The organism is Mesorhizobium sp. M0659, from assembly GCF_040320605.1.
In the GTDB taxonomy this organism is placed as follows: Bacteria; Pseudomonadota; Alphaproteobacteria; order Rhizobiales; family Rhizobiaceae; genus Mesorhizobium.
Window position 1 is genome coordinate 124,591 of the sequence record NZ_JAMYPY010000011.1, and the last position, 23,647, is coordinate 148,237.

The 23,647-nt window shown below is 63.5% G+C and carries 24 protein-coding genes; 20 read left to right on the top strand and 4 right to left on the bottom strand.

All coding sequences use genetic code 11. The features are described from left to right. The first annotated feature begins 6 nt into the window (after window positions 1–6). From NKI31_RS19055 to lpdA, 10 genes are read left to right on the top strand one after another with little or no spacing between them, the layout of a single operon-like run. Window positions 7–378: a cupin domain-containing protein gene (locus NKI31_RS19055; RefSeq protein WP_352652320.1), complete on the top strand. Its 372-nt coding sequence runs from the start codon at window positions 7–9 to the stop codon at window positions 376–378. Window positions 379–380: 2 nt separating this feature from the next. Beyond that, a complete protein-coding gene (locus NKI31_RS19060; RefSeq protein ID WP_352652321.1) occupies window positions 381–878 on the top strand; it encodes a DUF1579 family protein in 498 nt (165 codons plus the stop codon). 11 nt (window positions 879–889) lie between these two features. After that, window positions 890–1,792, top strand: coding sequence for a succinate--CoA ligase subunit alpha (sucD, locus tag NKI31_RS19065; protein WP_352652322.1), 903 nt, complete (start codon window positions 890–892; stop codon window positions 1,790–1,792). 17 nt (window positions 1,793–1,809) lie between these two features. Beyond that, window positions 1,810–2,640, top strand: coding sequence for a hypothetical protein (locus NKI31_RS19070; RefSeq protein ID WP_352652323.1), 831 nt, complete (start codon window positions 1,810–1,812; stop codon window positions 2,638–2,640). A gap of 36 nt (window positions 2,641–2,676) precedes the next feature. Beyond that, entirely contained in the window at window positions 2,677–5,664 is a 2,988-nt protein-coding gene (locus NKI31_RS19075) for a 2-oxoglutarate dehydrogenase E1 component (protein ID WP_352652324.1), read from the top strand. A gap of 47 nt (window positions 5,665–5,711) precedes the next feature. Further along, on the top strand, window positions 5,712–7,004 hold the full coding sequence (gene odhB / locus NKI31_RS19080) for a 2-oxoglutarate dehydrogenase complex dihydrolipoyllysine-residue succinyltransferase (RefSeq protein WP_352500504.1): 1,293 nt from the start codon (window positions 5,712–5,714) through the stop codon (window positions 7,002–7,004). A 16-nt stretch (window positions 7,005–7,020) separates the two neighbouring features. After that, window positions 7,021–7,758, top strand: a complete 738-nt coding sequence (locus tag NKI31_RS19085) for a DUF4241 domain-containing protein (RefSeq protein WP_031195599.1) — start codon at window positions 7,021–7,023, stop codon at window positions 7,756–7,758. Then, a complete protein-coding gene (locus NKI31_RS19090; protein ID WP_023828733.1) occupies window positions 7,755–8,261 on the top strand; it encodes a hypothetical protein in 507 nt (168 codons plus the stop codon). The genes NKI31_RS19085 and NKI31_RS19090 overlap by 4 nt, the downstream gene beginning before the upstream one ends. Next, window positions 8,258–9,013: an SDR family oxidoreductase gene (locus tag NKI31_RS19095; protein WP_023826883.1), complete on the top strand. Its 756-nt coding sequence runs from the start codon at window positions 8,258–8,260 to the stop codon at window positions 9,011–9,013. Before NKI31_RS19090 ends, NKI31_RS19095 begins: the two co-directional genes overlap by 4 nt. Before the next feature lie 23 nt (window positions 9,014–9,036). Then, a complete protein-coding gene (gene lpdA / locus NKI31_RS19100) occupies window positions 9,037–10,443 on the top strand; it encodes a dihydrolipoyl dehydrogenase (RefSeq protein ID WP_352652325.1) in 1,407 nt (468 codons plus the stop codon). A gap of 825 nt (window positions 10,444–11,268) precedes the next feature. Here lpdA and NKI31_RS19105 read toward each other — a convergent pair. Next, a complete protein-coding gene (locus tag NKI31_RS19105; RefSeq protein ID WP_352652326.1) occupies window positions 11,269–12,333 on the bottom strand; it encodes a TraB/GumN family protein in 1,065 nt (354 codons plus the stop codon). Between the two features lie 73 nt (window positions 12,334–12,406). Next, window positions 12,407–13,345, bottom strand: coding sequence for a tyrosine recombinase XerC (locus NKI31_RS19110; RefSeq protein WP_352652327.1), 939 nt, complete (start codon window positions 13,343–13,345; stop codon window positions 12,407–12,409). Window positions 13,346–13,463: 118 nt separating this feature from the next. Between NKI31_RS19110 and rimM the strand changes: the two genes are divergently transcribed. Both rimM and trmD read left to right on the top strand, forming a co-directional pair. Continuing rightward, the gene (rimM, locus tag NKI31_RS19115) at window positions 13,464–14,063 is read left to right on the top strand and encodes a ribosome maturation factor RimM (RefSeq protein ID WP_023818319.1); all 600 of its coding nucleotides are present in this window, start codon (window positions 13,464–13,466) and stop codon (window positions 14,061–14,063) included. After that, a complete protein-coding gene (gene trmD, locus NKI31_RS19120; protein ID WP_023726048.1) occupies window positions 14,060–14,758 on the top strand; it encodes a tRNA (guanosine(37)-N1)-methyltransferase TrmD in 699 nt (232 codons plus the stop codon). The genes rimM and trmD overlap by 4 nt, the downstream gene beginning before the upstream one ends. Here trmD and NKI31_RS19125 read toward each other — a convergent pair. Next, the gene (locus tag NKI31_RS19125) at window positions 14,740–15,492 is read right to left on the bottom strand and encodes a sulfite exporter TauE/SafE family protein (protein WP_352652328.1); all 753 of its coding nucleotides are present in this window, start codon (window positions 15,490–15,492) and stop codon (window positions 14,740–14,742) included. The genes trmD and NKI31_RS19125 overlap by 19 nt on opposite strands. 326 nt (window positions 15,493–15,818) lie before the next feature. Between NKI31_RS19125 and rplS the strand changes: the two genes are divergently transcribed. The 7 genes from rplS to leuC all read left to right on the top strand — a co-directional run bounded on the left by rplS (window position 15,819) and on the right by leuC (window position 21,862). Further along, a complete protein-coding gene (gene rplS / locus NKI31_RS19130; RefSeq protein ID WP_023687704.1) occupies window positions 15,819–16,379 on the top strand; it encodes a 50S ribosomal protein L19 in 561 nt (186 codons plus the stop codon). A gap of 153 nt (window positions 16,380–16,532) precedes the next feature. Then, the gene (locus NKI31_RS19135) at window positions 16,533–16,961 is read left to right on the top strand and encodes an organic hydroperoxide resistance protein (protein ID WP_023670524.1); all 429 of its coding nucleotides are present in this window, start codon (window positions 16,533–16,535) and stop codon (window positions 16,959–16,961) included. Then, complete coding sequence (locus tag NKI31_RS19140; protein WP_023683877.1) at window positions 16,958–17,455, top strand: MarR family winged helix-turn-helix transcriptional regulator; 498 nt, start codon at window positions 16,958–16,960, stop codon at window positions 17,453–17,455. Before NKI31_RS19135 ends, NKI31_RS19140 begins: the two co-directional genes overlap by 4 nt. A gap of 237 nt (window positions 17,456–17,692) precedes the next feature. Next, entirely contained in the window at window positions 17,693–18,493 is an 801-nt protein-coding gene (locus NKI31_RS19145) for a transporter substrate-binding domain-containing protein (protein ID WP_023687705.1), read from the top strand. A 169-nt stretch (window positions 18,494–18,662) separates the two neighbouring features. Beyond that, a complete protein-coding gene (locus NKI31_RS19150; RefSeq protein ID WP_023745410.1) occupies window positions 18,663–19,478 on the top strand; it encodes an amino acid ABC transporter permease in 816 nt (271 codons plus the stop codon). A gap of 58 nt (window positions 19,479–19,536) precedes the next feature. Next, complete coding sequence (locus NKI31_RS19155; protein ID WP_352652329.1) at window positions 19,537–20,172, top strand: class I SAM-dependent DNA methyltransferase; 636 nt, start codon at window positions 19,537–19,539, stop codon at window positions 20,170–20,172. A gap of 280 nt (window positions 20,173–20,452) precedes the next feature. Further along, on the top strand, window positions 20,453–21,862 hold the full coding sequence (gene leuC / locus NKI31_RS19160; RefSeq protein WP_023670518.1) for a 3-isopropylmalate dehydratase large subunit: 1,410 nt from the start codon (window positions 20,453–20,455) through the stop codon (window positions 21,860–21,862). Window positions 21,863–21,969: 107 nt separating this feature from the next. Here the strand turns inward: leuC and NKI31_RS19165 are convergent, their stop codons facing one another. Continuing rightward, the gene (locus NKI31_RS19165) at window positions 21,970–22,281 is read right to left on the bottom strand and encodes a hypothetical protein (protein ID WP_023670517.1); all 312 of its coding nucleotides are present in this window, start codon (window positions 22,279–22,281) and stop codon (window positions 21,970–21,972) included. A 163-nt stretch (window positions 22,282–22,444) separates the two neighbouring features. Between NKI31_RS19165 and NKI31_RS19170 the strand changes: the two genes are divergently transcribed. After that, the gene (locus NKI31_RS19170; RefSeq protein WP_352652330.1) at window positions 22,445–23,641 is read left to right on the top strand and encodes a GGDEF domain-containing protein; all 1,197 of its coding nucleotides are present in this window, start codon (window positions 22,445–22,447) and stop codon (window positions 23,639–23,641) included. Window positions 23,642–23,647: the final 6 nt, after the last annotated feature.

Consider the following 23,647-nt stretch of genomic DNA (forward strand, 5'->3'; position numbering starts at 1 on the left):
AGGCGAATGCCTCCGCGCAAGATAAACCTGGTCGAGGCGGCGGATCGAACGATCACCAAGGTCTTCGATCCGCATATCGCCGGCGACGTCAATGACAGCCAGGCGAAGGCCGCCAAGTTCGGCGAGACCTTCGACTGGCATGCACATGAGCATGAGGACGAGGCCTTTCTCGTGCTGCGCGGACGCATCGCCATCGATTTTCGCGACGGTCCGGTCGAGCTCGGCGAGGGCGACTTCATCGTCGTGCCAAGGGGTGTCGAGCACCGGCCGCGGTCGCTGACCGCCGAGCCCGTGGTGCTGATGTTCGAGCCGGCAACGACGCTCAACACCGGCAATGCCAAGAGCGACCTCACCGTCACCGACCTGAAGCGGCTCTGACCATGAACGCGGCTTCCTTTTCCTCGCTCTCGGCCGATCACCAGCGCCTGCAGGCGCTGGTCGGCGCGTGGCGCGGCGAGGAAGAGGTGGCGGAAACGCAATGGGCCGATGGCGGCACGGCGACGTCGGAGGTGCTGGCGGAGGCGCAGTTCGGCGGCCTCTTCGTGGTGCAGCGCTATCGCCAGCGCCGCGACGGCACGGTCTCGTTCGGGTCGCACTCAGTGTTCGGCTTCGACCAGCCAAACAGCCTCGTCACCATGCATCAGTTCGATTCCATGGGTTTTATGCCGGCCTCGCCGGCCACAGGTGCATGGAACGGCGCAGAACTGATTCTGGAGCGGTCATCGCCGCGCGGCTCAGCGCGCGTGACGTATATTTTCGACACTCCCGATGCCTACCGGATGCGACTGCATTTCAAACCTGCCGGCAGCGACAGCTGGCAAGACATGGTGAGCGGCGTCTACCGGCGCGCCTCGCCTTCCTCGATCAACGGTTTTTAGAAAGGGCTCCGATGTCCATTCTCATCGACAAGAACACCAAGGTGCTGGTGCAGGGCCTGACCGGCAAGACCGGCACGTTCCACACCGAACAGGCGCTGGCCTATCACGGCACCAGGATGGTGGGCGGTATCCATCCAAAGAAGGGTGGCGAGACCTGGACCGGCGCCAAGGGCGAAAACCTGCCGATCTTCGCCTCGGTCGCCGAGGGCAAGGAAAAGACCGGCGCCAACGCCTCGGTCGTCTATGTGCCGCCGGCGGGCGCCGCCGAAGCCATCCTCGAAGCCATCGAAGCCGAGATCCCGCTGATCGTCTGCATCACCGAAGGCATTCCGGTGATGGACATGGTCAGGGTCAAGGCGCGGCTCGACCGCTCGACCTCGCGGCTGATCGGCCCGAACTGCCCTGGTGTGCTCACCCCCGACGAATGCAAGATCGGCATCATGCCCGGCAACATCTTCCGCAAAGGCTCGGTCGGCGTTGTTTCGCGCTCGGGAACGCTTACCTATGAGGCAGTGTTCCAGACCACAAATGTCGGCCTCGGCCAGACGACCGCCGTCGGTATCGGCGGCGACCCCGTCAAAGGCACCGAGTTCATCGACGTGCTCGAGATGTTCCTCGCCGACGACGAGACCAAGTCGATCATCATGATCGGCGAGATCGGCGGTTCGGCCGAGGAAGACGCCGCGCAGTTCCTCAAGGACGAGGCCAAACGCGGCCGCAAAAAGCCGATGGCGGGCTTCATCGCCGGGCGCACCGCGCCGGCCGGCCGCACCATGGGCCATGCGGGCGCGGTTATCTCCGGCGGCAAGGGCGGCGCGGAAGACAAGATCGCGGCGATGGAATCAGCCGGCATCAAGGTTTCGCCATCGCCGGCACGGCTGGGCACGACCCTGGTCGAGGCGATCAAGGGTTAGGGTCAAGGGATAAGAAGGTGAGCTTTTTCCGAAAAGCGGTCCAGAATGTGATTGGGGCTAACCAGCCCGATTCGATCAAGCTCTCCAATGCCGAGCAGGGCATGGAGGACGAGCATCGCATCATTCTGTGCATACCCGGCCCTTGGGAAAGCAGGTCGGCCTTCGTGCGCGCCGTTGCAGAGGCGTCCACGCCTTCAGCCGACTATGTGGCCGCCGGGACGATCATGACGCATGGCCTGAGCAACGCTGCGTTCGACTTTGACTTCTCCGACCGCGATGTGGATATGACGAGAGCCTTCGCCAGCGCCGGCCTCGTCAACAAGCTTGGCAAGGATGTCATCGACAAGATCGGTTCGCACAAGAGCGTCGTCTATCTGCTTTCAACGGCCCCGCAGGCGAAGGAAACATCGATTTCCATCGCAAAGGCGGCAGCTCATCTGATCAAGGCCGGTGGTCTTGGGGTAAAGATCGAAACGGCCGGAAAGGCATTCTCAGCGGATCAATGGCTTGAAGAGACAAGCGGCGATTTTGTTGAAATCTACAGGCTGATGGTTCTGGATTCCGTCACGGACGGCACGACGACCTACAGCTGTGGCATGCGCAATCTGGGGCTTTGGGATTCCATCGTTTCAGGTGACGAGTTTCAGTCTGCCGTCAAGCTGCTTCGCGGCTTCAACATGTATCAACTTTACGAAAGCCCCGAGCTTTTGGCCGGGCAGACGTTTGGACTGGAAGCAGGCGCGCCGCGATATCGGCTGAGCGTGGAAACGCACCAGCCTGACGGAGATCGCAATCTTTATGCAAACCCTTTTGGCATGTGGCGGCTTAGCCCTGTGACAGCGCATTAGGGATAGGGAGAACGGAGCAACGCTCCGCTGGATAAAATGGCACGACAAGACCAAGCTAACGACCAGTTTTCGCTCACCTCTTTCCTCTATGGCGGCAATGCCGACTACATCGACGCGCTTTACGCGTCCTATGAGGACGATCCGGCGTCGGTAAACCCCGAATGGCAGGACTTCTTCGCCGGGCTGAAGGACGACGCCGGCGATGTGCGCAAGAACGCCAAGGGCGCTTCCTGGGCAAAGCCGTCCTGGCCGCTGCAGGCCAATGGCGAACTGGTGTCGGCGCTGGACGGCAATTGGGGCATCGTCGAGAAGCATCTGGAAAAGAAGGTCAAGGACAAGGCGGTCACCAATGGCGTCGTGCTGTCGGATGCCGACGTGCATCAGGCGACGCGCGATTCGGTGCGCGCCATCATGATGATCCGCGCCTTCCGCATGCGCGGCCATCTGCATGCCAATCTCGACCCGCTCGGCATCGCCAAGCCGCTTGAGGACTATAACGAGCTGTCCCCGGAGAATTACGGTTTCACCGCAGCCGACTACGACCGGCCGATCTTCCTCGACAATGTGCTCGGCCTCGAATTCGGCACCATCCGGCAGATGCTGGAGATCCTGACCCGCACCTATTGCTCGACGCTCGGTGTCGAGTTCATGCACATTTCCGACCCCGAGGAGAAGGCCTGGATCCAGGCGCGCATCGAGGGTGCCGACAAGGAGATTTCCTTCACCGCTACGGGAAAAAAGGCGATCCTGCAGAAGCTGGTCGAGGCCGAAGGCTTCGAGCAGTTCATCGACGTCAAGTACAAGGGCACCAAGCGCTTCGGCCTCGATGGCAGCGAAGGGCTGATCCCGGCGCTGGAGCAGATCATCAAGCGCGGCGGCCAGCTCGGCATGAAGGAGATCGTGCTCGGCATGGCGCATCGCGGCCGGCTGAACGTGCTGTCCCAGGTGATGGCCAAACCGCATCGCGCCATCTTCCACGAATTCAAGGGCGGCTCGGCCGCTCCTGACGAGGTCGAGGGCTCGGGCGACGTCAAGTACCATCTCGGCGCCTCGTCGGACCGCGAATTCGACGGCAACAAGGTGCATCTGTCGCTGACCGCCAATCCCTCGCATCTGGAAATCGTCGATCCGGTTGTGATGGGCAAGGCGCGCGCCAAGCAGGACTATCTGTTCGGCCGCAGCCGCGAGGAGATCGTGCCGCTGGAAGAGCGCGCCAAGGTGCTGCCGCTGCTTCTGCATGGCGACGCCGCCTTTGCTGGCCAGGGCGTAATCGCCGAAATCCTCGGCCTGTCGGGCCTGCGCGGCCACCGCGTCGCCGGCACGCTGCATTTCATCATCAACAACCAGATCGGCTTCACCACCAATCCGCGCTTCTCGCGCTCGTCGCCCTATCCGTCCGACGTCGCCAAGATGATCGAGGCGCCGATCTTCCACGTCAATGGCGACGACCCGGAAGCGGTGGTGCATGCCACGAAGGTGGCGATCGAATTTCGCATGAAGTTCCACAAGCCGGTGGTGGTGGACATGTTCTGCTATCGCCGCTTCGGCCACAATGAGGGTGACGAGCCGGCTTTCACCCAGCCGATCATGTACGCCAACATCCGCAACCACAAGACGACGGTGCAGATCTATGGCGAGCGGCTGATCGCCGAGGGCCATATCAGCCAGGCCGAACTCGACAAGATGAAGGCCGACTGGCGCGCCCATCTGGAGTCCGAATGGGAAGTCGGCCAGCACTACAAGCCCAACAAGGCCGACTGGCTGGACGGCGCCTGGTCTGGTCTGCGCACCGCCGACAACCAGGACGAACAGCGCCGCGGCAAGACCGCCGTGCCGGTCAAGGTGCTGAAGGACATCGGCAAGAAACTGACCGAGGTGCCGAAAGGTTTCGAGGCGCACAAGACCATCATCCGCTTCCTCGAAAACCGCCGCCAGGCGATCGACTCCGGCGAAGGCATCGACTGGTCGACGGCCGAGGCGCTGGCCTTCGGCGCCATCCTGCTCGACGGCAATCCGATCCGGCTCTCCGGCCAGGATTCAGAACGCGGCACCTTCTCGCAGCGCCATTCCGTGCTCTACGACCAGAAGGACGAGACCCGCTACATCCCGCTCAACAATCTGTCGGCGGCACAGGCCGGCTACGAAGTCATCAACTCGATGCTGTCGGAAGAGGCGGTGCTTGGCTTCGAATATGGCTACAGCCTGGCCGAGCCGAAGGCGCTGACGCTCTGGGAAGCGCAGTTCGGCGATTTCGCCAACGGCGCCCAGGTGGTGTTCGACCAGTTCATCTCGTCGGGCGAGCGCAAGTGGCTCAGAATGTCAGGCCTGGTCTGCCTGCTGCCGCATGGCTATGAGGGCCAGGGTCCAGAGCATTCTTCGGCCCGGCTCGAGCGCTTTCTGCAGCTTTGCGCCGAAGACAATATGCAAGTCGCCAACTGCACCACGCCGGCCAACTACTTCCACATATTGCGCCGGCAGCTGAAGCGCGACTTCCGCAAGCCGCTGATCCTGATGACGCCGAAGTCGCTGCTGCGCCACAAGCGGGCAGTGTCGACGCTGCCGGAGATTTCGGGCGAAAGCTCGTTCCACCGGCTGTTGTGGGACGATGCCCAGCTGTTGCAGAACCAGGCGATCAAGCTCACCAAGGATTCCAAAATCCGCCGCGTCGTGCTGTGCTCGGGCAAAGTCTATTACGACCTGTACGAGGAACGCGAGAAGCGCGGCATCAACGACATCTATCTCTTGCGCGTCGAACAGCTCTACCCGTTCCCGGCCAAGGCGCTGATCACCGAGCTGTCGCGCTTCCGCAATGCGGAGATGGTGTGGTGCCAGGAGGAACCCAAGAATATGGGCGCCTGGTCGTTCATCGATCCGTATCTGGAATGGGTGCTGGCTCATATCGACGCCAAGCATCAGCGGGTGCGCTATACCGGACGTCCGGCGGCGGCATCGCCGGCGACCGGTCTGATGTCGAAGCATTTGGCGCAGCTCGCTGCCCTGCTCGAAGACGCGCTCGGCGAATAGAACAAACCCGGCGAATAGAACAGACAGAGAAGAAACGGACAGGCACAATGGCTACCGAAATCCGCGTTCCCACTCTCGGCGAATCCGTCACCGAGGCGACCATCGGCAAGTGGTTCAAGAGGGTCGGCGATGCCATTGCCGTCGACGAGCCGCTGGTCGAGCTCGAAACCGACAAGGTGACGGTGGAGGTGCCTGCCGCCGCCGCCGGCACGCTGGGCGAGATCACCGCCAAGGAAGGCGAGACCGTTGGCGTCGGCGCGTTGCTGGGTTCGATCTCGGCAGGCGTCGCCACGGCCGCCCCGGCGTCCAAGCAGGAGACCAAGCCGCAAGCGGTGTCGCAGGCTTCGAGCCCGGACGCAGCGCACACGACCAGGCAGGCTGCGGCTGAGACCGCCAAGATAGCCGGCGATGCCGGGCCGGTCGAGCCGCGCACCATGCCGCCGGCGCCAGCTGCCGCAAAGCTGATCGCCGAGAACAATCTGTCGGTCGACCAGGTTTCTGGCTCGGGCAAGCGCGGCCAGGTGCTGAAGGGCGACGTGCTCGACGCGATTTCCAAGGGCGCGCCGTCGCAGCCGGCCGAAATTCCGAAGGCCGCACCGGCTCCGGTCGCTGTGCGTGCGCCGTCTTCGGGCGACGATGCGTCGCGCGAGGAGCGCGTGCGCATGACCAAGCTGCGCCAGACCATTGCGCGCCGGCTGAAGGAAGCGCAGTCGACCGCCGCCATGCTGACCACCTTCAACGAGGTCGACATGTCGGCGGTGATGGCGCTCAGGACCAAGTACAAGGACATCTTCGAGAAGAAGCATGGCGTGAAGCTCGGCTTCATGGGCTTCTTCACCAAGGCGGTTACGCACGCATTGAAGGAAATCCCCTCGGTCAATGCCGAGATCGACGGCACCGACATCATCTTCAAGAACTATGCCCATATCGGCGTTGCCGTCGGCACCGAAAAGGGTCTCGTCGTGCCGGTGGTGCGCAATGCCGACCAAATGTCGATTGCCGAGATCGAGAAGGATATCGGCCGGCTGGGCATCGCCGCGCGGGACGGCAAGCTGTCGGTCGCCGACATGCAGGGTGGTACGTTCACGATTTCCAACGGTGGCGTCTACGGTTCGCTGATGTCGACGCCGATCCTCAATGCGCCGCAGTCGGGCATTCTTGGCATGCACAAGATCCAGGACCGGCCCGTCGTGGTCGGCGGCCAGATCGTGATTCGGCCGATGATGTACCTGGCGCTCAGCTACGATCACCGTATCGTCGACGGCAAGGAAGCCGTGACCTTCCTGGTCCGCGTCAAGGATAGCCTGGAGGATCCCGAACGGCTGGTGCTTGATTTGTGATCGGAGCTGATCCGTCATGAGCGGCTGGCTGGCGCGGTTTGGGTTCAAGCTGGGTCGAGTAGCGGGTAGCGTATTGAGGCGTTCCCGGCCGGCGGCTTCCGCCGCCATCTCTCCGCCGGCGACATCGACTGAATGGGATTCGGCGCCGGCGAGCAGCAATCTCGGTGTCTTCGCTCTCAGCGAAGCCGAAATGGCGGAGCGGAAGATCATCGTCACCGCGATCGGTGAGCTTGAGCTACCGACCGGCGAAATCATCGCTTGCGATCCACTGATTACCGGGCTGGAACGGCCTGTGTTTAGCCGTAAGGTCAGGCCGGGATGCTATCCAGTCACGTTGCTTGAGGCGCAAGGCCGTGTTGCTGCAGCGGTATTGCGGTTTGGCACTGGCTTGCCGGTGCGGTGGGAGTTGGCTGCCTTCGTCCGCGACGTCGGCACATCGTCCTGGAAGTCTGGATTTATTGTCGATGATAATGTTGCTTCGTTCATGGACAAGTCGGTTCTGACGCTGATGTCCGACCAGGAGGAACTCGACAGCTATCTTGCTGACGTTGCATGCTCGTTCGACAAGTTCCGCATGGATAATCCGGTTGATGGAAATCCGCTTAATATAGCCATGTTCGACACTGGCTTCGGTGATGGGAACTATTATTCCTTCTGGGGACTGGATGCGGCCGGCGAGCCGCTGGTCTTGATGACCGATTTCGAGGTGCTCGAAAACGCCGACGGCCGCGAGAGCAGCCAGAGCAATTCATGACAAACATCGCTTCGCCAATGATCGGATTTATGGCCGGGCTGGCTGTTCTCGCAGCGGGTTACGAGGCGCATGCCGCCTGCCCGCTGGCGCTTGCTGTCTATGGCGATGCCGAAAGCGAGGCCGGCATTGATTTCCGGCCGACGACGGATGCGGTCACCGTCACCAACTCGTTCAAGATGGTGCTCGACAAGGGCATCGTGCTCGACGGCATTGTGATGTGGACCTCCGGTGTTTCGCGACCGCAAGGGTCGCTGATGTACAAATGCCCGACCGGCGACGTCACCGGTGACGAGCTTGCCGCCTGCACGGTCTGGCATGGCGTCATCTACAGCGCCGACGATAAGGGCAACATCGCGCTCCTGGCGGCGGAAGGCACGGACGCGCCGCAGAGCCTGATCTTCCCCGATCTGGGTCCATCGTTGCAGATGTCGTCCGCCTTTGGCTCCATCGGTTTTTCGAAACTGCCGTGGGATGTGTTTTTGCTGAAAGGTTGCCAGGAATGAGCGCGGCGAAGAAAGTTCTTCTGGTCACCGGCGGCGGCCGCGGCATTGGTGCGGCCACTTGCCGGCTTGCGGCGAAGGCCGGCTACCGCGTCGCGGTCAACTATGCCGCAAACGAGGCCGCGGCCCAGGCGCTGGTCGCCGAGATCGAGGCCGGTGGCGGTGAAGCGATAGCGGTCAAGGGCGATGTCGGCGTCGAGGCTGACATCGTCGCCGTGTTCGAAGCCGTCGATAGCGCCTATGGCCGGCTCGACGCCCTGGTCAACAATGCCGGAATCGTCGACGTCAAGGCGCGTGTCGACGAGATGAGCCTGGCGCGGCTGGAGCGCATGATGCGCATCAATGTCATCGGCTCGTTTCTGTGCGCCCGCGAAGCGGTGCGGCGCATGTCGAGCAAGCATGGCGGCCAGGGCGGCGCCATCGTCAACATCTCGTCGGCTGCGTCGCTACACGGCTCGCCCGGCGAATATGTCGACTATGCCGCGTCCAAGGCGGCGATCGACACCTTCACGCTCGGACTGGCGCGCGAAGTCGCGACCGAAGGCGTGCGGGTCAATGCGATACGGCCGGGCATCATCGACACCGAGATCCACGCTTCGGGCGGCCAGCCGGACCGGGTCGAGCGGTTCCGCGACATGCTGCCGATGAAACGAGCCGGCACGGCGGATGAAGTCGCGCATGCCGTTCTCTATCTTTTGTCGGATGAAGCGTCCTACACGACGGGCGCAATCCTGAATGTAAGCGGCGGCCGCTGAGCCCCAAGCTAAGGGAAACGAACATGGCTTATGATGTCGTTATCATCGGGTCGGGACCGGGCGGCTATGTCTGTGCCATCAAGGCGGCACAGCTCGGGCTCAAGGTCGCGGTGGTCGAGAAGAACGCCACTTTCGGCGGCACCTGCCTGAACATCGGCTGCATCCCATCCAAGGCGCTGCTTTATGCCTCGGAGATGTTCGCCGAGGCCGGCCATTCCTTCGATGCGCTGGGCGTCGAGATACCGGCGCCGAAACTCAATCTGAACAAGATGATGGCGCACAAGGACGCGACCGTTTCGGCCAACGTCAGTGGCGTCGCCTTCCTGTTCAAGAAAAACAAGATCGATAGTTTCCGTGGCACCGGGAAGGTGGTTGCGGCCGGCAAGGTGTTGGTGACGGCTGAGGACGGCAAGGTCGAGGAGATCGAGACGAAAAATATCGTTATTGCCACGGGCTCCGATGTCGCCGGCATTCCCGGCGTCAAGGTCGACATCGACGAGAAGGTGATCGTATCGTCGACCGGCGCGCTATCGCTGGAGAAAGTGCCGGGACATCTGGTGGTGGTCGGCGGTGGGGTCATCGGTCTGGAGCTCGGCTCGGTCTGGGCACGGCTCGGCGCCAAGGTCACCGTGGTCGAATTCCTCGACACCATCCTGGGCGGCATGGACGGCGAGGTCTCCAAGCAGTTCCAGCGCCTGCTTTCCAAGCAGGGTTTCGAGTTCAAGCTCGGCGCCAAGGTGACAGGGGTGACCAAGGCCAAAAAGGGCGCCGCCGTTACCTTCGAGCCGGTCAAGGGTGGTGCGGCCGAGACCATCGAGGCCGACGCGGTGCTGATCTCGACCGGACGCCGGGCCTATTCCGACAGCCTCGGGTTGAAAGAAGCCGGCGTCGAGGTCGACGAGCGCGGCCGGGTCAAGACCGACGGGCATCTCAGGACCAACGTGGCCGGCATCTACGCCATTGGCGACGTCATCGCCGGGCCGATGCTGGCGCACAAGGCCGAGGATGAAGGCGTGGCGGTGGCCGAGACCATTGCCGGCCAGGCCGGCCATGTGAATTACGACGTCATTCCGAGCGTCGTCTACACCAGCCCGGAAATCGCTTCGGTCGGCAAGACAGAGGAAGAGCTGAGGAAGGCCGGCATCGACTACAAGATGGGCAAATTCCCGTTCACCGCCAACGGCCGCGCGCGCGCCATGCTGCACACGGACGGCTTCGTGAAGATCCTCGCCGACAAAGCCAGCGACCGCGTGCTCGGCGTCCACATTGTCGGCTTCGGCGCAGGCGAGATGATCCATGAGGCGGCGGTGCTGATGGAATTCGGCGGCTCATCCGAAGACCTCGCCCGCACCTGCCACGCGCATCCGACAATGTCGGAAGCGGTGAAGGAAGCGGCGCTGGCGACGTTCTTCAAGCCGATCCATATTTGATTCCGGCAGGAAGTTGCGACACGCCGACTGGACAGCACCACCCTCTGGCCGGCACCCACGCTCCGCCAACCTTCGAGATTATGCGTTCCCATTGGGCGCTGTTCGTGAACTGCCGATCTCCCCTCTCGAGGGGGAGATGTCCGGCAGGACAGCGGGGGCGGTGAAGAATCGCGACGCTCGCGACAGGGGCCCAAAATAAAACGGCCCGCTTTTCAGCGGGCCGTTCTTGGTTGGAATCAAGATGCCAGATCAGTTGGCCAGATTACGGGCTCGGCGCCGGAGCAGGCGCGGGTGCCGGAGCTGGCGCAGGAGCCGGTGCGGGCGCAGGGGCTGGTGCGGGAGCCGGTTCGGCGGGCTTCATCGGCTCAGCCGGTGCAGGTGCGGGCGCCGGTGTGCTGGCTGCCGGCGGCTCTGCGGGTGCAGGATGTTCGCCGCTTCTGCCGAAAACATAGTACGCGACAATCGCAAGGATGACGACGACCAGCGCAATCAGCCAGCCGCTGCCACCACCCGACCTGGGCGCTGGATCGTTAGGGTTCGCCATAAAAGTGTCCTCCGTGGATGAAAAGCATCAATCAACACCCCTCAACGCGCAACCGTTGAACGGGTTCATACTAGGCCTTCAAATTGACGAACGCAGGAAAATTCTGATTCGCAACCGCTTGTTGGCCTGTATTTCCCCCGTAAAATCAATCACGAACGAGGTAGAACGAGCTTAGCTGGCCTTTTCCGCCAAAAATAGGGCCAACCGCCTCCGCTTTGCGAATCAGTTGCGCACCGCACAGAGCCGGGCTTACGTGATTCGGTATTCAAGACGGGCGCTGCTCAGTCGACGGCGGTGACGGTATAGCCGGCCTTGCGAAAGTCCTCGACCAGGCCTTCGGGGCCGGGAAGATGCATGGCGCCGACGGCCATGAAGGCATTGCCCTTGGCCAGGATCGGTGCGGCATGGTCGGCCATGACCTTGTTGCGGCCGGTGATCATCGTCCGGTCGAATTCGGCGTAACCTGCGTCGTCGTCTTCGTCGGGCGAGATCGAACGCAACAGCGGCCAGAAGGTGCCGGTGTCGCCGCGCTGGTAAAGCACGATCATGGTTTCGTTGATGTCGTTTATCTTGTCGCCGAGCTTCAGGGTCTCGACCAGCCCCTTGATGTGGAACGCAATCGGCAGCGAGGCCATGGCGCGCAGCTGGCTGGCAGCGGTCTCCAACCCTTCCACCGGCTTCCCCAAGGCCTTGGCGTCCTGCGCCAGCTTGACGTCCAGAACCGGTGCGCCGCCTGCCTGACGGGCGACCTCACAGACCGGCAGCGCGACCATGGCCGACAGCAGCCACGGCTTCATCTTGGAGACGCTCGCCGGCGGAATGCCGCGCGCATCGAGCCCTTTGTTCACCACCGCCGCATCCTCCGGCGACAACAGCGACGACAACGTCGTGTTGTCGGTGAACATCATCAGCTCGGGTTCCTTGAGCATGGCCTCCATCATCTTCTGCTTGTCGAGCACGTCGGTGGTCTCGATGATGATGGTGCCGGCAGCGTCATAGGCTTTCCTGGCTGCCGGCGGCAGAGTGGTCACGCGCGGGTCGGTCATGTGCATGGTGCCGAACAGGAAGGATGGCTTTTCGCCTGATTTCTCCAGCTTCCACAACAGGCCCTTGCCGTTCAGCGTCGTTGCTGCTTCCGTCTCGATCCTGGCATAGGTGGCGGGGTCTTCCTTCTGCAGGGCCGGCAGCAGATCGGCGCCGGCGCAGGCCGGGGCTTCGGCATGCGCCCTGCCCATGGCAAGCAGCAGCACGATGAGGAAAGACAGGAAAAACAGGGCGTTGAGCGCGACGAGCAGCTTCAGCGACACAAGGGCGGCGCGGTCGGCGATGGCGAGGGCGCGTTTCATGGTGCGGTTCTAGGACTGAAAAGCGGCGAAACGGTTAACCGACGTGGGGAAATTGTCCTGGACTTATACAGTGTCACGCGCGGGGATGGGCGGATTCGTAAATCTCGAGCAGTCTTGCGGTGTCGACGCCGGTATAGACCTGCGTCGTCGACAGGCTGGCGTGGCCGAGCAGTTCCTGGATGGTGCGCAGGTCGCCGCCGCGCCCGAGCAGATGGGTGGCGAAGGAATGGCGCAACGCGTGCGGCGTCGCGGTGTCGGGCAGGTTCAGCGCCGAGCGCAGCCTGGCCATGTCGCGCTGGACGATGGCCGGGTTGAGCGGCCCGCCGCGGGCGCCGCGAAACAGCAGGCCCTTGGGGTCGAGATGATAGGGGCAAAGTTTTCGGTATTCGGCGATTGCCCGCAGCGCCACCGGCAGCACCGGCACCAGCCGTGTCTTGCCACCCTTGCCGGTGACGCGCAGCACGGTGTCGGCTTCCGCTGCCAGGTCGGCGGCGCTGAGGCCCAGCGCTTCGGAAATGCGCAGGCCCGATCCATAAAGCAGCGTCAGCACGGCGGCGTTGCGGGCGGCGATCCAGGGCTCTTCAGCCAGCTGGCCTTCCACCGACACGACATGTTTGGCATCGCTGGCGGTCAGCGGCTTGGGCAGCGATTTCGGCTGGCGCGGCGCGCGCAACGCCGCGGCACCGGCGGCATTGGCGAGACCCCGCCGTTCGAGGAAGCGCAGCAGCGAGCGGATGCCGGCGAGGCCGCGTCCGAGCGTGCGGGCGCCGGCGCCGGCGTTGCGCCGCGCGGCAAGAAAGCCGCGCAGATCGGCCGGGCGGAGAGTCGCGATGTCGGAAAGACCAGGCGAGTCGCCGCGATGCCCTGTGAGGAAATGCAGGAACTGGCGCGTGTCGCGCTCATAGGCTTCGACGGTCGCCGGCGACAGCCGGCGCTCGCGCGCCAGCATCTTCAGCCAGCTTTCGCGCGCTGCCTGGAGGTCGGGCTTTGCCGGGATGAGAAATTCCTGCATGCCGCCATTGTCAGGCAGCCGGGTTAGGAAGCGGTGAAGAACCTGTCATTGAAATGGCCACGGGCGATCATTGAAATGACGCCGGTAGGGCGCTAGAGCAGGGCAAAGGATATCAGCCATGTCGAAGCCCCAGAACTCCGTGCAAATGGCCGTGATCGGCGCCGCCCACGGCATCAAGGGCGAATTGCGGGTGAAGACCTTCACTGGCGAGCCGATGGCGCTGGCCGATTATGGGCCGCTCTATGCCAAGGACGGCCGCGTTTTCCAGATCACCGACATAAGGCCGGCCAACACCGTCGTGGTGGTGCGCTTCAAGGGCATTGCCGATCGCAATGCCGCCGAGGCGCTGGCCGGAACCGAGCTGTTCGTGGACCGCTCGATGCTGCCCGACGATGGCGAGGAGGACGAATTCTACCACGCCGATCTCGTCGGACTTGAAGTCCGCGACGATAAGGGCGCGGTCATCGGCAAGGTGGTGGCGGTGCATAATTTCGGCGGCGGCGACATTCTCGACGTTACCCTCGGCGGGCGCAAAGGCGTGCTGATCCCGTTCACCCAGGCCGCCGTGCCTCAGGTTTCGATTGCCGAAGGTTTTCTCCGCGTCGACCCGGCAGCCGCCGGCCTTGTCGAGGATGAGGATGGCGACGCGCCGCGCGAAGAAGATTTCGGCGCGAAGGGCCGACCGCGCGGGCCGCGCGAAGCCGGAGGCAACCGGTGACGTTCAAGGCGTCGGTGCTGACGCTCTATCCCGAGATGTTTCCGGGCGGGCTAGGCCTGTCGCTGGCCGGACGGGCGCTCGAAGTCGGGACATGGTCGCTGGAAGCTATCCAGATCCGCGACTTCGCCAGCGATCGCCATCACACCGTCGACGACACGCCGGCCGGCGGTGGCGCCGGCATGGTGATGCGCGCCGATGTGCTGGCCAAGGCGATCGACCACACGTCGCCGGCGGGCGATCCGCGGCCGCGTTTGCTGATGAGCCCGCGTGGAAAGCCGCTGACGCAGGCGCACGTGCGCGAACTGGCTGGCGGGCCAGGCGCCGTCATCGTTTGCGGCCGGTTCGAGGGCGTCGACCAGCGGCTGATCGAGGCGCGTGGACTGGAAGAGGTCTCCATCGGCGATTTCATCCTGTCGGGCGGCGAGCCGGCGGCGCTCGTACTGCTCGACGCCGTTGTGCGGCTGTTGCCCGGCGTCATGGGCAATGCGGTGTCGGGCGAGGAAGAAAGTTTCGAGAACGGCCTGCTCGAACACCCGCATTACACGCGGCCACAGGAGTTCGAAGGCCGCCCCATCCCCGACGTGCTGGTCTCCGGTAATCACAAGAAGATCGCCGCGTGGCGGCGCGCCGAGTCCGAGAAGCTGACCAGGGAGCGCCGGCCGGATTTGCTCGCCGCTCAGCCCTTGGCAAAATAGTAGACGGCCAGAAACAGGCCGACGGCGATGACGAAGCCGCGCACGGCGTTCTGCGGCACGCGCTTGGCGATCCAGACACCGGCATAGCCGCCGAGCGCGCCGCCGGGGATCATGACAATCGCCTGCGGCCAGGCGACGACGCCGCCGGAAACGAAGACCAGTATGGCAACGGCGGCGATGACCACGGCCAGCATGTTCTTCAGCGCGTTCAGCCGGTGATAGTCGCCGGATTGCGTCAGGCCGAGCGTCGCCAGCATCATGACGCCCATGCCGGCGCCGAAGAAGCCGCCATAGATGGCGGTAGCGAACTGCGCCAGCGAACCGGCCAGCGAGCCGACCGTGGCTTCATGCCCAGGCTTCGGCGTTGGTTTCAGCCACGGCCCGGCGGCGAACAAGGCGGTTGCGGCCAGCAGCAGCCACGGCACGAGGGCGCGGAACGACGGATTTGAGAGCGCCAGCAGGATGAGCGCACCAGCCAGCGCGCCCAAAGCCGAGATCAGGCAAAGCAGCAGCGCGCCGCGCCAGAAATGCTTGATGTCGGTCCAGTAAGCCAGCGTCGAGGTGATGTAACCGGGAAACTGCGTTACCGAGGACGTGGCGTTGGCGACGATCGGCGGCAGGCCGGCCAGCGTCATGGCGCCGAAGGTTATGAAGGTGCCGCCGCCGGCAACGGCGTTGACGGCGCCTGACAGAAAACCCGCGAGGAAGAGCAGGACTGCGTCGAAAGCAGACATTGTGAGGCCGCCGGACAAGAGTGCTGCCCCCGGATTAGGAAGCTTGAAGGGTCGGCGCAACCCCGCACTGGACGATTGCGTGGTGGCATGCGACCAAAAAAGACAGGGCCAAGGCGTGACAAGTCAGTGAAATAGCTGTATGTGCCCGCCCGTACTGGCGAGAAAAATCTCCCGGACCCGTCAACAATGACGGTGTAGTCGCCCCTGCCCAATGTTTCGAAGACAAGATGTCTCGGGGACAAAGGGCATAGCCAAGCGGTCATAGGAACTGCAAGGCGAGTGTCGGACGCTCTGACTGTCGGAAGAACAAGAAGTGGACTTTTGAGATGGATATCATCCGTCAGCTCGAGGCCGAACAGGCCGCCAAGATCGAAGCCAAGCGCAAGCTTCCCGAGTTTCAGCCCGGCGACACCGTGCGCGTCCAGGTCCGCGTGACCGAAGGCACCCGCACCCGCGTCCAGGCCTATGAGGGCGTCGTCATCGCCCGCGCCGGCGCCGGCTTCCAGGAAAATTTCACCGTCCGCAAGATCTCCTACGGCGAAGGCGTCGAGCGCGTTTTCCCGGTCTACTCGCCGATGGTCGAAGGCGTCGAGATCGTGCGCCGCGGCAAGGTGCGCCGCGCCAAGCTCTATTATTTGCGCGACCGTCGCGGCAAGTCGGCCCGTATTTCGGAAAACACCGGCGTGCGCGCCCGCAAGCTGAACGATGAGGAACGCGACGCGCTGAACGCCGAGAAGGCCCGCATCGAAGCTGAGAAGGTTGCCGCTGCCCAGGCGCTGGCCGCCGAGACGGCCGCCAAGGAAGCCGCCGAGAAGAAGGCCGTCGACGAAGCCGCCAAGGCCGCCGACGAGGCTGCAAAGGCGGCGGAAGCGACCCCGGCCGAATAAACCTGGTCCAAGGATTTTGAAAAGGCGGCTTCGGCCGCCTTTTTTCGTTTCACCAGACTGTGAACGATTGCCGGCCGAGAGTTTGGCCATGGCTGTTGACTCGAATTATCTTGTACACTAAATGATAGTGTACAAATAAAATGGAGAACTGACATGGCACTCTACACCACACAGGCTCGCGTCACCGGCGGCCGCGCCGGCCACGGCGAGACCAGCGACGGCCTGCTGAAGGTCGACCTCGCTTTGCCGAAGGAGCTCGGCGGACAGGGTGGCGCCACCAATCCCGAGCAGCTGTTCGCGGTCGGCTATGCCGCCTGCTTCGAAAGCGCCATCCGCTTCGTCGCACGCAAGCAGAAGCTGCCGCTGGACGATGCGGCGGTGAGCGCCACCGTCAGCCTGCTTCCCAATGGTGAAGGCTTCAAACTTGGTGTCGCACTGGCCGCCGAGACCAAAGGCCTTGATCAGGCGGCGGCGGAAGCGCTTGTATCGGCCGCGCATCAGATTTGCCCCTATTCCAATGCGATCAAAGGCAATGTCGAGGTGGCGCTTTCGACCGTGGCGCTTCCGGCAAAGGCAGCATGACGACGAAGACCGAAACCAGGGCCAGCGAAGTCCCGGCGGACACCGCCGGGAGGATCGCCGTTCCGCGCCTCGACCAGCAGCTCTGCTTCGCGCTCTATTCGGCGAGCGGGCTGATGACCAAGCTCTATCGGCCGCTGCTTGACCCGCTCGGCCTGACCTATCCGCAATATTTGGCGATGCTGGCGCTGTGGCAGCATGCGCCGAGCACGGTCGGCGAACTCGGCGAGGCGCTGGGGCTGGATTCGGCGACATTGACGCCTCTGCTCAAGCGGATGGAAGCGGCTGGTCTCGTCACCCGCCGTCGCGATCCGGCCGACGAGCGCCGCGTGCTGGTCGAACCGACTGCCAAGGGCCAGGCGCTGCGCGCCCGCATCAAGGACGTATCCGCAGGCCTTGCCTGCGCCATGCCGCTGGAAGTCGAGGAGCTGAAGTCGCTGCACCGGACCTTGACCGGATTTGTCGCCAAGCTGCGTGAGGCGACGTCACCATCCTGATCCGTCATCTGACGGGTTCCCGTGTCCAGGAGGGGCCTGGTTTGCCGGCGGCGCAATCACGGAATAAATTCCGACCACGGGGCGTTCTAAAACCGCGTTGGTTGAAGGCATTGGAATCCGCTTTCACCGGACGCTGAGCACCGGACCGGCTTGCAAGCCGTCTGCGGACGGCTAAAGTCGCGCCTGGATTTTCATGCGAGCCCGGCTGCAAGCGGGCTTCTCATCCTGGAGCGTGTCATGACCAAATCGAAGCTGCTGCTGGCCGCCCTCGCGGCCTGTTTCCTCGCGCCCGTCGCTGCATGGGCGGCCGATGCGCTGCCCGATCTCGGCGGCAAGAAGGTCGTGGTGGTGACGGAAAACGCCTATCCGCCGCTGCAGTTCATCGACGCCAAGACCGGCAAGCAGATCGGCTGGGAGTATGACGCGATGGACGAAATCGCCAAGCGGCTGAACTTCAAGGTGGAGTACCAGAACACCTCCTGGGACGCGATGATCCAGGCGGTTTCCGACAACCAGTACAACATTGGCATGACCGGCATCACCATCAAGGACGACCGAAAGGAGAAGGTCGATTTCTCCGACCCCTATATGCGTTCGGAGCAGTTCATGCTGGTGCGCGCCGATGAAAGCCGCTTCACCGACGCCAAGACCTTCGCCGCCTTCAAGGACGGGTTGATCGGCGCGCAGGCCGGAACGACGCCGTTCTACACCGCCGTCTACAGCGTGCTCGACGGCAATGAGCAGAACCCGCGCATCAAGCAGTTCGAGACCTTCGGCGCTTCGGTGCAGGCACTGAAATCCGGCGACGTCGATGTCGTCCTGACCGACGGCACCGCCGGCAAAGGCTATGTCGATGCCTCCGGCGGCAAGCTCAAGCTGATCGGCGGCCCGCTCGGCACCGAGGATTTTGGCTTCATCTTCCCGAAGGGCTCGGATCTGGTGAAGCCGGTCAACGCGGCGATCGCGGCGCTGAAGGCCGACGGCACGATCGAGGCGCTGAACAAGAAGTGGTTTCTCGACTACAAGATGGGGCAGTGATGTCCGACTCCTTACCCTCCCCCTTGTGGGGAGGGTCGATCCGCGAAGCGGAGCGGGGTGGGGGTGCCAGCGCCGGCGCTTTGTCACGACCCCCACCCCGGCTCACCAGCTTTGCGATGCAAAGCTTGTTCGCCGACCCTCCCCACAAGGGGGAGGGTGAAGCGCCCTGATGGCCACGCCCCCCGCTTCGACTCTCAAATCCGATTTCCCCTGGTGGCTTGCCGCCGCGATCGCGCTCGCCGTCGTCGCTGCGCTCTCCATTGCCGCCAGCGATCTCTACGCCCAGGTTTTTGCCACCGTCGCCAAAGGCATCGGCATCACCATTCTTGTCACCGTGGTCGCCTTCGCGCTGGCTTCCGCCACCGGGCTCGGCGTTGCGCTGATGGGGTTGTCGGGGTCGCGTTGGCTCAGGCAGATCGCTCGTTTCTATGTCGAAATCATCCGCGGCGTGCCGATCCTGGTGCTGTTGTTCTGGATCGCCTTCGCCGGCGCGCCGGCCTTCGTGGCTGCGTGGAATGCGCTGACCGCGCCGCTGCAAAACGCCGGCTATCTCGGCGAGCTTTTGGTGCGCGACGTGTCGCTGTTGTGGCGTGCAATCATGGCGCTGACCATCGGTTATTCCGCCTTCATCTCCGAGGTTTTTCGCGCGGGCATCCAGTCGGTCGAGAAAGGCCAGATCGAGGCTGCCAAGGCGCTCGGGCTGACGCGCACGCAGCGCTTCCGGCTGATCGTCTTCCCACAGGCGATCCGCACCATCCTGCCGCCGCTCGGCAATGACTTCGTCGCCATGGTCAAGGATTCCTCGCTGGTCTCGGTGCTCGGCGTCGCCGACATCACGCAGATGGGCAAGATCTACGCCGCCGGCTCGTTCCGCTTCTTCGAGACCTATACGATCGTCGCCTATATCTATCTCATCCTCACCGTCAGCCTGTCGCTGGCGCTGCGGGGGCTGGAGCAACGACTGCGGCGGGCGCAGCAGGAATAGAAGTCCGACGCGGGCACGGCTACGATCGCGGAGGACAGGATTCCGGAGGATGCAGGCGATGACGATCGACAAGGCCAATGCGGCGCTGGGTACCGTCTATTCGGCCGACACGCCGGAAGGGCTGGCCAAGGCCTATGCAGACTGGGCCGCGACCTATGACGGCGAGACCGCTTCGCTCGGCTATCTGCTGCCGTTCCTGATCACCGCCTGGGTGGCGCGCCATGTGAAGGTGGGTGAAGGCCCGCTGCTCGACGCCGGCTGCGGCACCGGCCTGTCGGGCCCGTCATTGAAGGCGCTGGGTTATCACGACATTGCCGGGCTCGACCTCTCCGACGACATGCTGAAGATCGCCGGCAGCCGCAATGCCTATGGCGATCTGAAGCAGGCAATGCTCGGCGGGCCGCTGCCCTGGCCAGACGGGCATTTCCGCGCCTTCTTCTCGACTGGCGTGTTCACCATCAGCCATGCGCCGGCGTCCGGCCTGCACGAGCTTGTCCGCATCACCAGGAAAGGCGGCCACGCTATCTTCACCGTGCGCGACCAGGTGTTCGACAGCGGTGGCTTCCAGGCCGTGTTCGACGGGTTGGAACGGGCCGGGAAATGGCAGCCGGTCGAGCAAAGCCCATGGTTCCGCTGCTATGCGATCGCCGAGCCGGACGCGCTGGTGAAGACTTTCGTATTCGAGGTGGTTTGAGCGCCGCCCTCTTCGCCTTCTCCCACAACAAGGGGAGAAGGGAAAACACGCCGCAATTGCCGAAAAGCCAAAACATTGGTATGAGCCACGCCATGGAAGAGCTTTTTGGCGATCCGGCCTATAAGGGTTTCGTGCTGCAGGACAGAAAACGCCTGCCGTCGCGTTTCTCTTCGCGCATTTCCGGCGCGCTCACCAGCCGACTTAGCTAAGCCGCTTTCGCCGCGCCGAAGGCTTCGCGCGTCTGCCCTTCCCCTTTTTGCAAATCGACGGATTTACGCACATGAGCGCACCGCGCACCCTCTACGACAAGATTTTCGACGACCATGTCGTCGACCGCCAGGATGATGGCACCTGTCTGCTCTACATCGACCGCCATCTCGTCCATGAAGTGACCAGCCCGCAGGCCTTCGAAGGTCTGCGCATGACCGGCAGAAAAGTCCGGCATCCGGAAAAGACGCTGGCCGTGGTCGATCACAATGTCTCGACCTCGCCCGAGCGCAAGTTCGGCATCAAGAACGAGGAAAGCCGCATCCAGGTCGAGGCCTTGGCCAAGAACGCTAGGGATTTCGGCGTCGAATATTACTCCGAAAACGATATCCGCCAGGGCATCGTCCACATCATCGGGCCGGAGCAGGGCTTCACGCTGCCTGGCATGACCATTGTCTGCGGCGACAGCCACACCTCGACGCATGGCGCCTTCGGCGCATTGGCACATGGCATCGGCACCTCCGAGGTCGAGCATGTGCTGGCGACCCAGACGCTGATCCAGCGCAAGGCCAAGAACATGCTGGTGCGTGTCGATGGCCAGTTACCGGAAGGCGTCACCGCCAAGGACATCATCTTGGCCATCATCGGCGAGATCGGCACCGCCGGCGGCACCGGCTATGTCATCGAATATGCCGGCGAGGCGATCCGCGCGCTGTCGATGGAAGGCCGCATGACAATCTGCAACATGTCGATCGAGGGCGGCGCGCGCGCCGGCCTGATCGCGGCCGACGAAACCACCTTCGCCTATGTCAAGGGCAAGCCGCGCGCGCCGAAGGGCGCGTCGTGGGACGCCGCGCTCGAATACTGGAAGACGCTGCAGTCCGACGAGGGCGCGCATTTCGACAAGGTGATCGTGCTCGACGCGGCCAAGCTGCCGCCGATCGTCTCCTGGGGTTCCTCGCCCGAGGACGTCGTTTCGGTGCAGGGCGTCGTTCCCAATCCGGAAGAGATCACGGACGAGAACAAGCGGACGTCAAAGATCCGCGCGCTCGACTATATGGGGCTGACGCCGGGCACGAAGATCACCGACATCACGCTCGACCGCGTCTTCATCGGCTCCTGCACCAATGGCCGCATCGAGGATCTGCGTGCGGTGGCCAAGGTGGTCGAAGGCAAGACGGTGAGTGCGCATGTCGATGCGATGATCGTGCCGGGCTCCGGTCTGGTCAAGGAACAGGCGGAGGCCGAGGGTCTCGACAAGATCTTCATTGCCGCCGGTTTCGACTGGCGCGAGCCGGGCTGCTCGATGTGCCTGGCCATGAACGACGACCGGCTGAAGCCGCATGAGCGCTGCGCCTCGACCTCGAACCGCAATTTCGAAGGCCGGCAGGGCTTCAAGGGCCGCACCCATCTGGTATCGCCGGCCATGGCGGCGGCGGCGGCGATCGCCGGCCATTTCGTCGACATCCGCGACTGGAAATAGCGCAGACTGGTTCAAGCCTGATCTGAGCGTATGCAAAACCCCGAACGGCAAAACCGTTCGGGGTTTTGTTTAAAGCGCGCCGCTCTAAGACCCTTGGGGTATATGCCCTAGCCGGCACGCCGGATGATTTCATGAAATTCCTCCCGGCTGCCGGGTTCGTCGGCCGCGACCACCAGCGCCAGTTCGCGCTCGTCGAAGATCTTGAACCACTCGTCCCATTCGACCAGCTCGTAGCCGCCTGCGTTGACCGGGCGTTCAGGCTGATCCTGGTCCTGATAGGCGTGCTGGCCGAAGACGAGCCTCAGCAACGGCTGCGTTCCGGTTTCGGGCGATACATCGACGATCGCCGGAAATCCGGCGCGCCCTGCGGCCCATGAGCGAATTGCTTCGTGGTCGGTCAGCGTGATCGTGTCGGCCATGAATAACTTCTCCTTGATTGCTGTCACGAAACGCCTGCCTCAGGTCCCGGTTCCGTGCAGCAGCTTCATGAGTGGCGACTTGCATATTCGTCCCGGCTTAACCGCTTGTTGGGGCTTGCGCTCTAAGGTCTTCCCTGACGTCAAGCGGGGAAGTCACCGTCCTTTGGACACCGGCCTGTTCATAGCGCTGCTCAATCCGACGATCGCGCTGGCGCTCGGCGCGGCGTTCCTCGTGCTGTGGTTCTACCAGCGCCACCGGCCCTATCTGGCTGTGCTCGGCACGAGCTATTGCGTGTCCGCGCCCGGCTTCCTGCTGCAGTATTTCACGCTGCCCGGCGGCATGGTGCTGACCAAGCTGGTCTCCAACCTCTGCTTCACGCTCGCCGCCTGCTGCCTCGTCGGTGCGATCATCTCGCGCTACGGCAGGCGCGTGCCCTATATCGCGATCGGCATTCTGGCGGGTGGCGGGATAGTCGCATTCTGCTGGTTCCTGTTCGTCCAGCCGGACTTAACTTGGCGCATCCTGTCGATCAATTTCGGCTTTGGCGGCCTCAGCCTGCTGGTCGCCGCCGAGCTGCGCGCCGTGCGCAAGAACGGCCCGACGGAAAAAATCCTGTTCGTACTGTCGCTGCTGTCCGGGCTGAACTTCATCGGCCGCACGCTGCTCGTCGTCATCTCGCACGGGCCGTTCACCAGCTATGACGGGTTTTATGGCTCGTCCTACTGGACGACGGCGCTTTTGACGCACGCGCTGCTGTCGTTGCTGATCGCGCTCTGCCTGTTCTCGGCAGCTGCGCTCGACGTGATGAAGGCGCTGAAGACCGAGACGCACACCGACCCGCTGTCTGGCCTGCTCAACCGCAGGGGTTTCGAGGAGCGCGCCTTGCTGGTGCTGCAACACTGCGCCGCCGCCAAGGTGCCGGTCGCGCTGGTGCTGGCCGATCTCGATCACTTCAAGGCGCTCAACGACAAATATGGACATGCCGCGGGCGACCAGGTGATCGCCGACTTCGCCGCCAAGCTTCGCGCGGCCGCCGGCACGCGTGCGGTTGCCGGCCGCATCGGCGGCGAGGAGTTCGCCGTGCTTCTGTCGCTGAGCGATCTTGCCACGGCGCGGCTGTTTGCCGAAGCCGTGCGCACGCACTATTCGGCCGGCAGTGTCGACGGGTTGCCGCCGGGCACCAGGGTGACCGCGAGCTTCGGCGTCGCGGCGCGCACCGGCGACGAAGGGCTGGAGCCGCTGATGCGGCGCGCCGACGAAGCGCTCTACAAGGCCAAGAAGAACGGCCGCGACAGCGTGCGGCTTTCCTATGAGCGGGCCGAAACGGTGTTCATCCCGGATACAGGCAGCGTCGGTTAGCGTCTC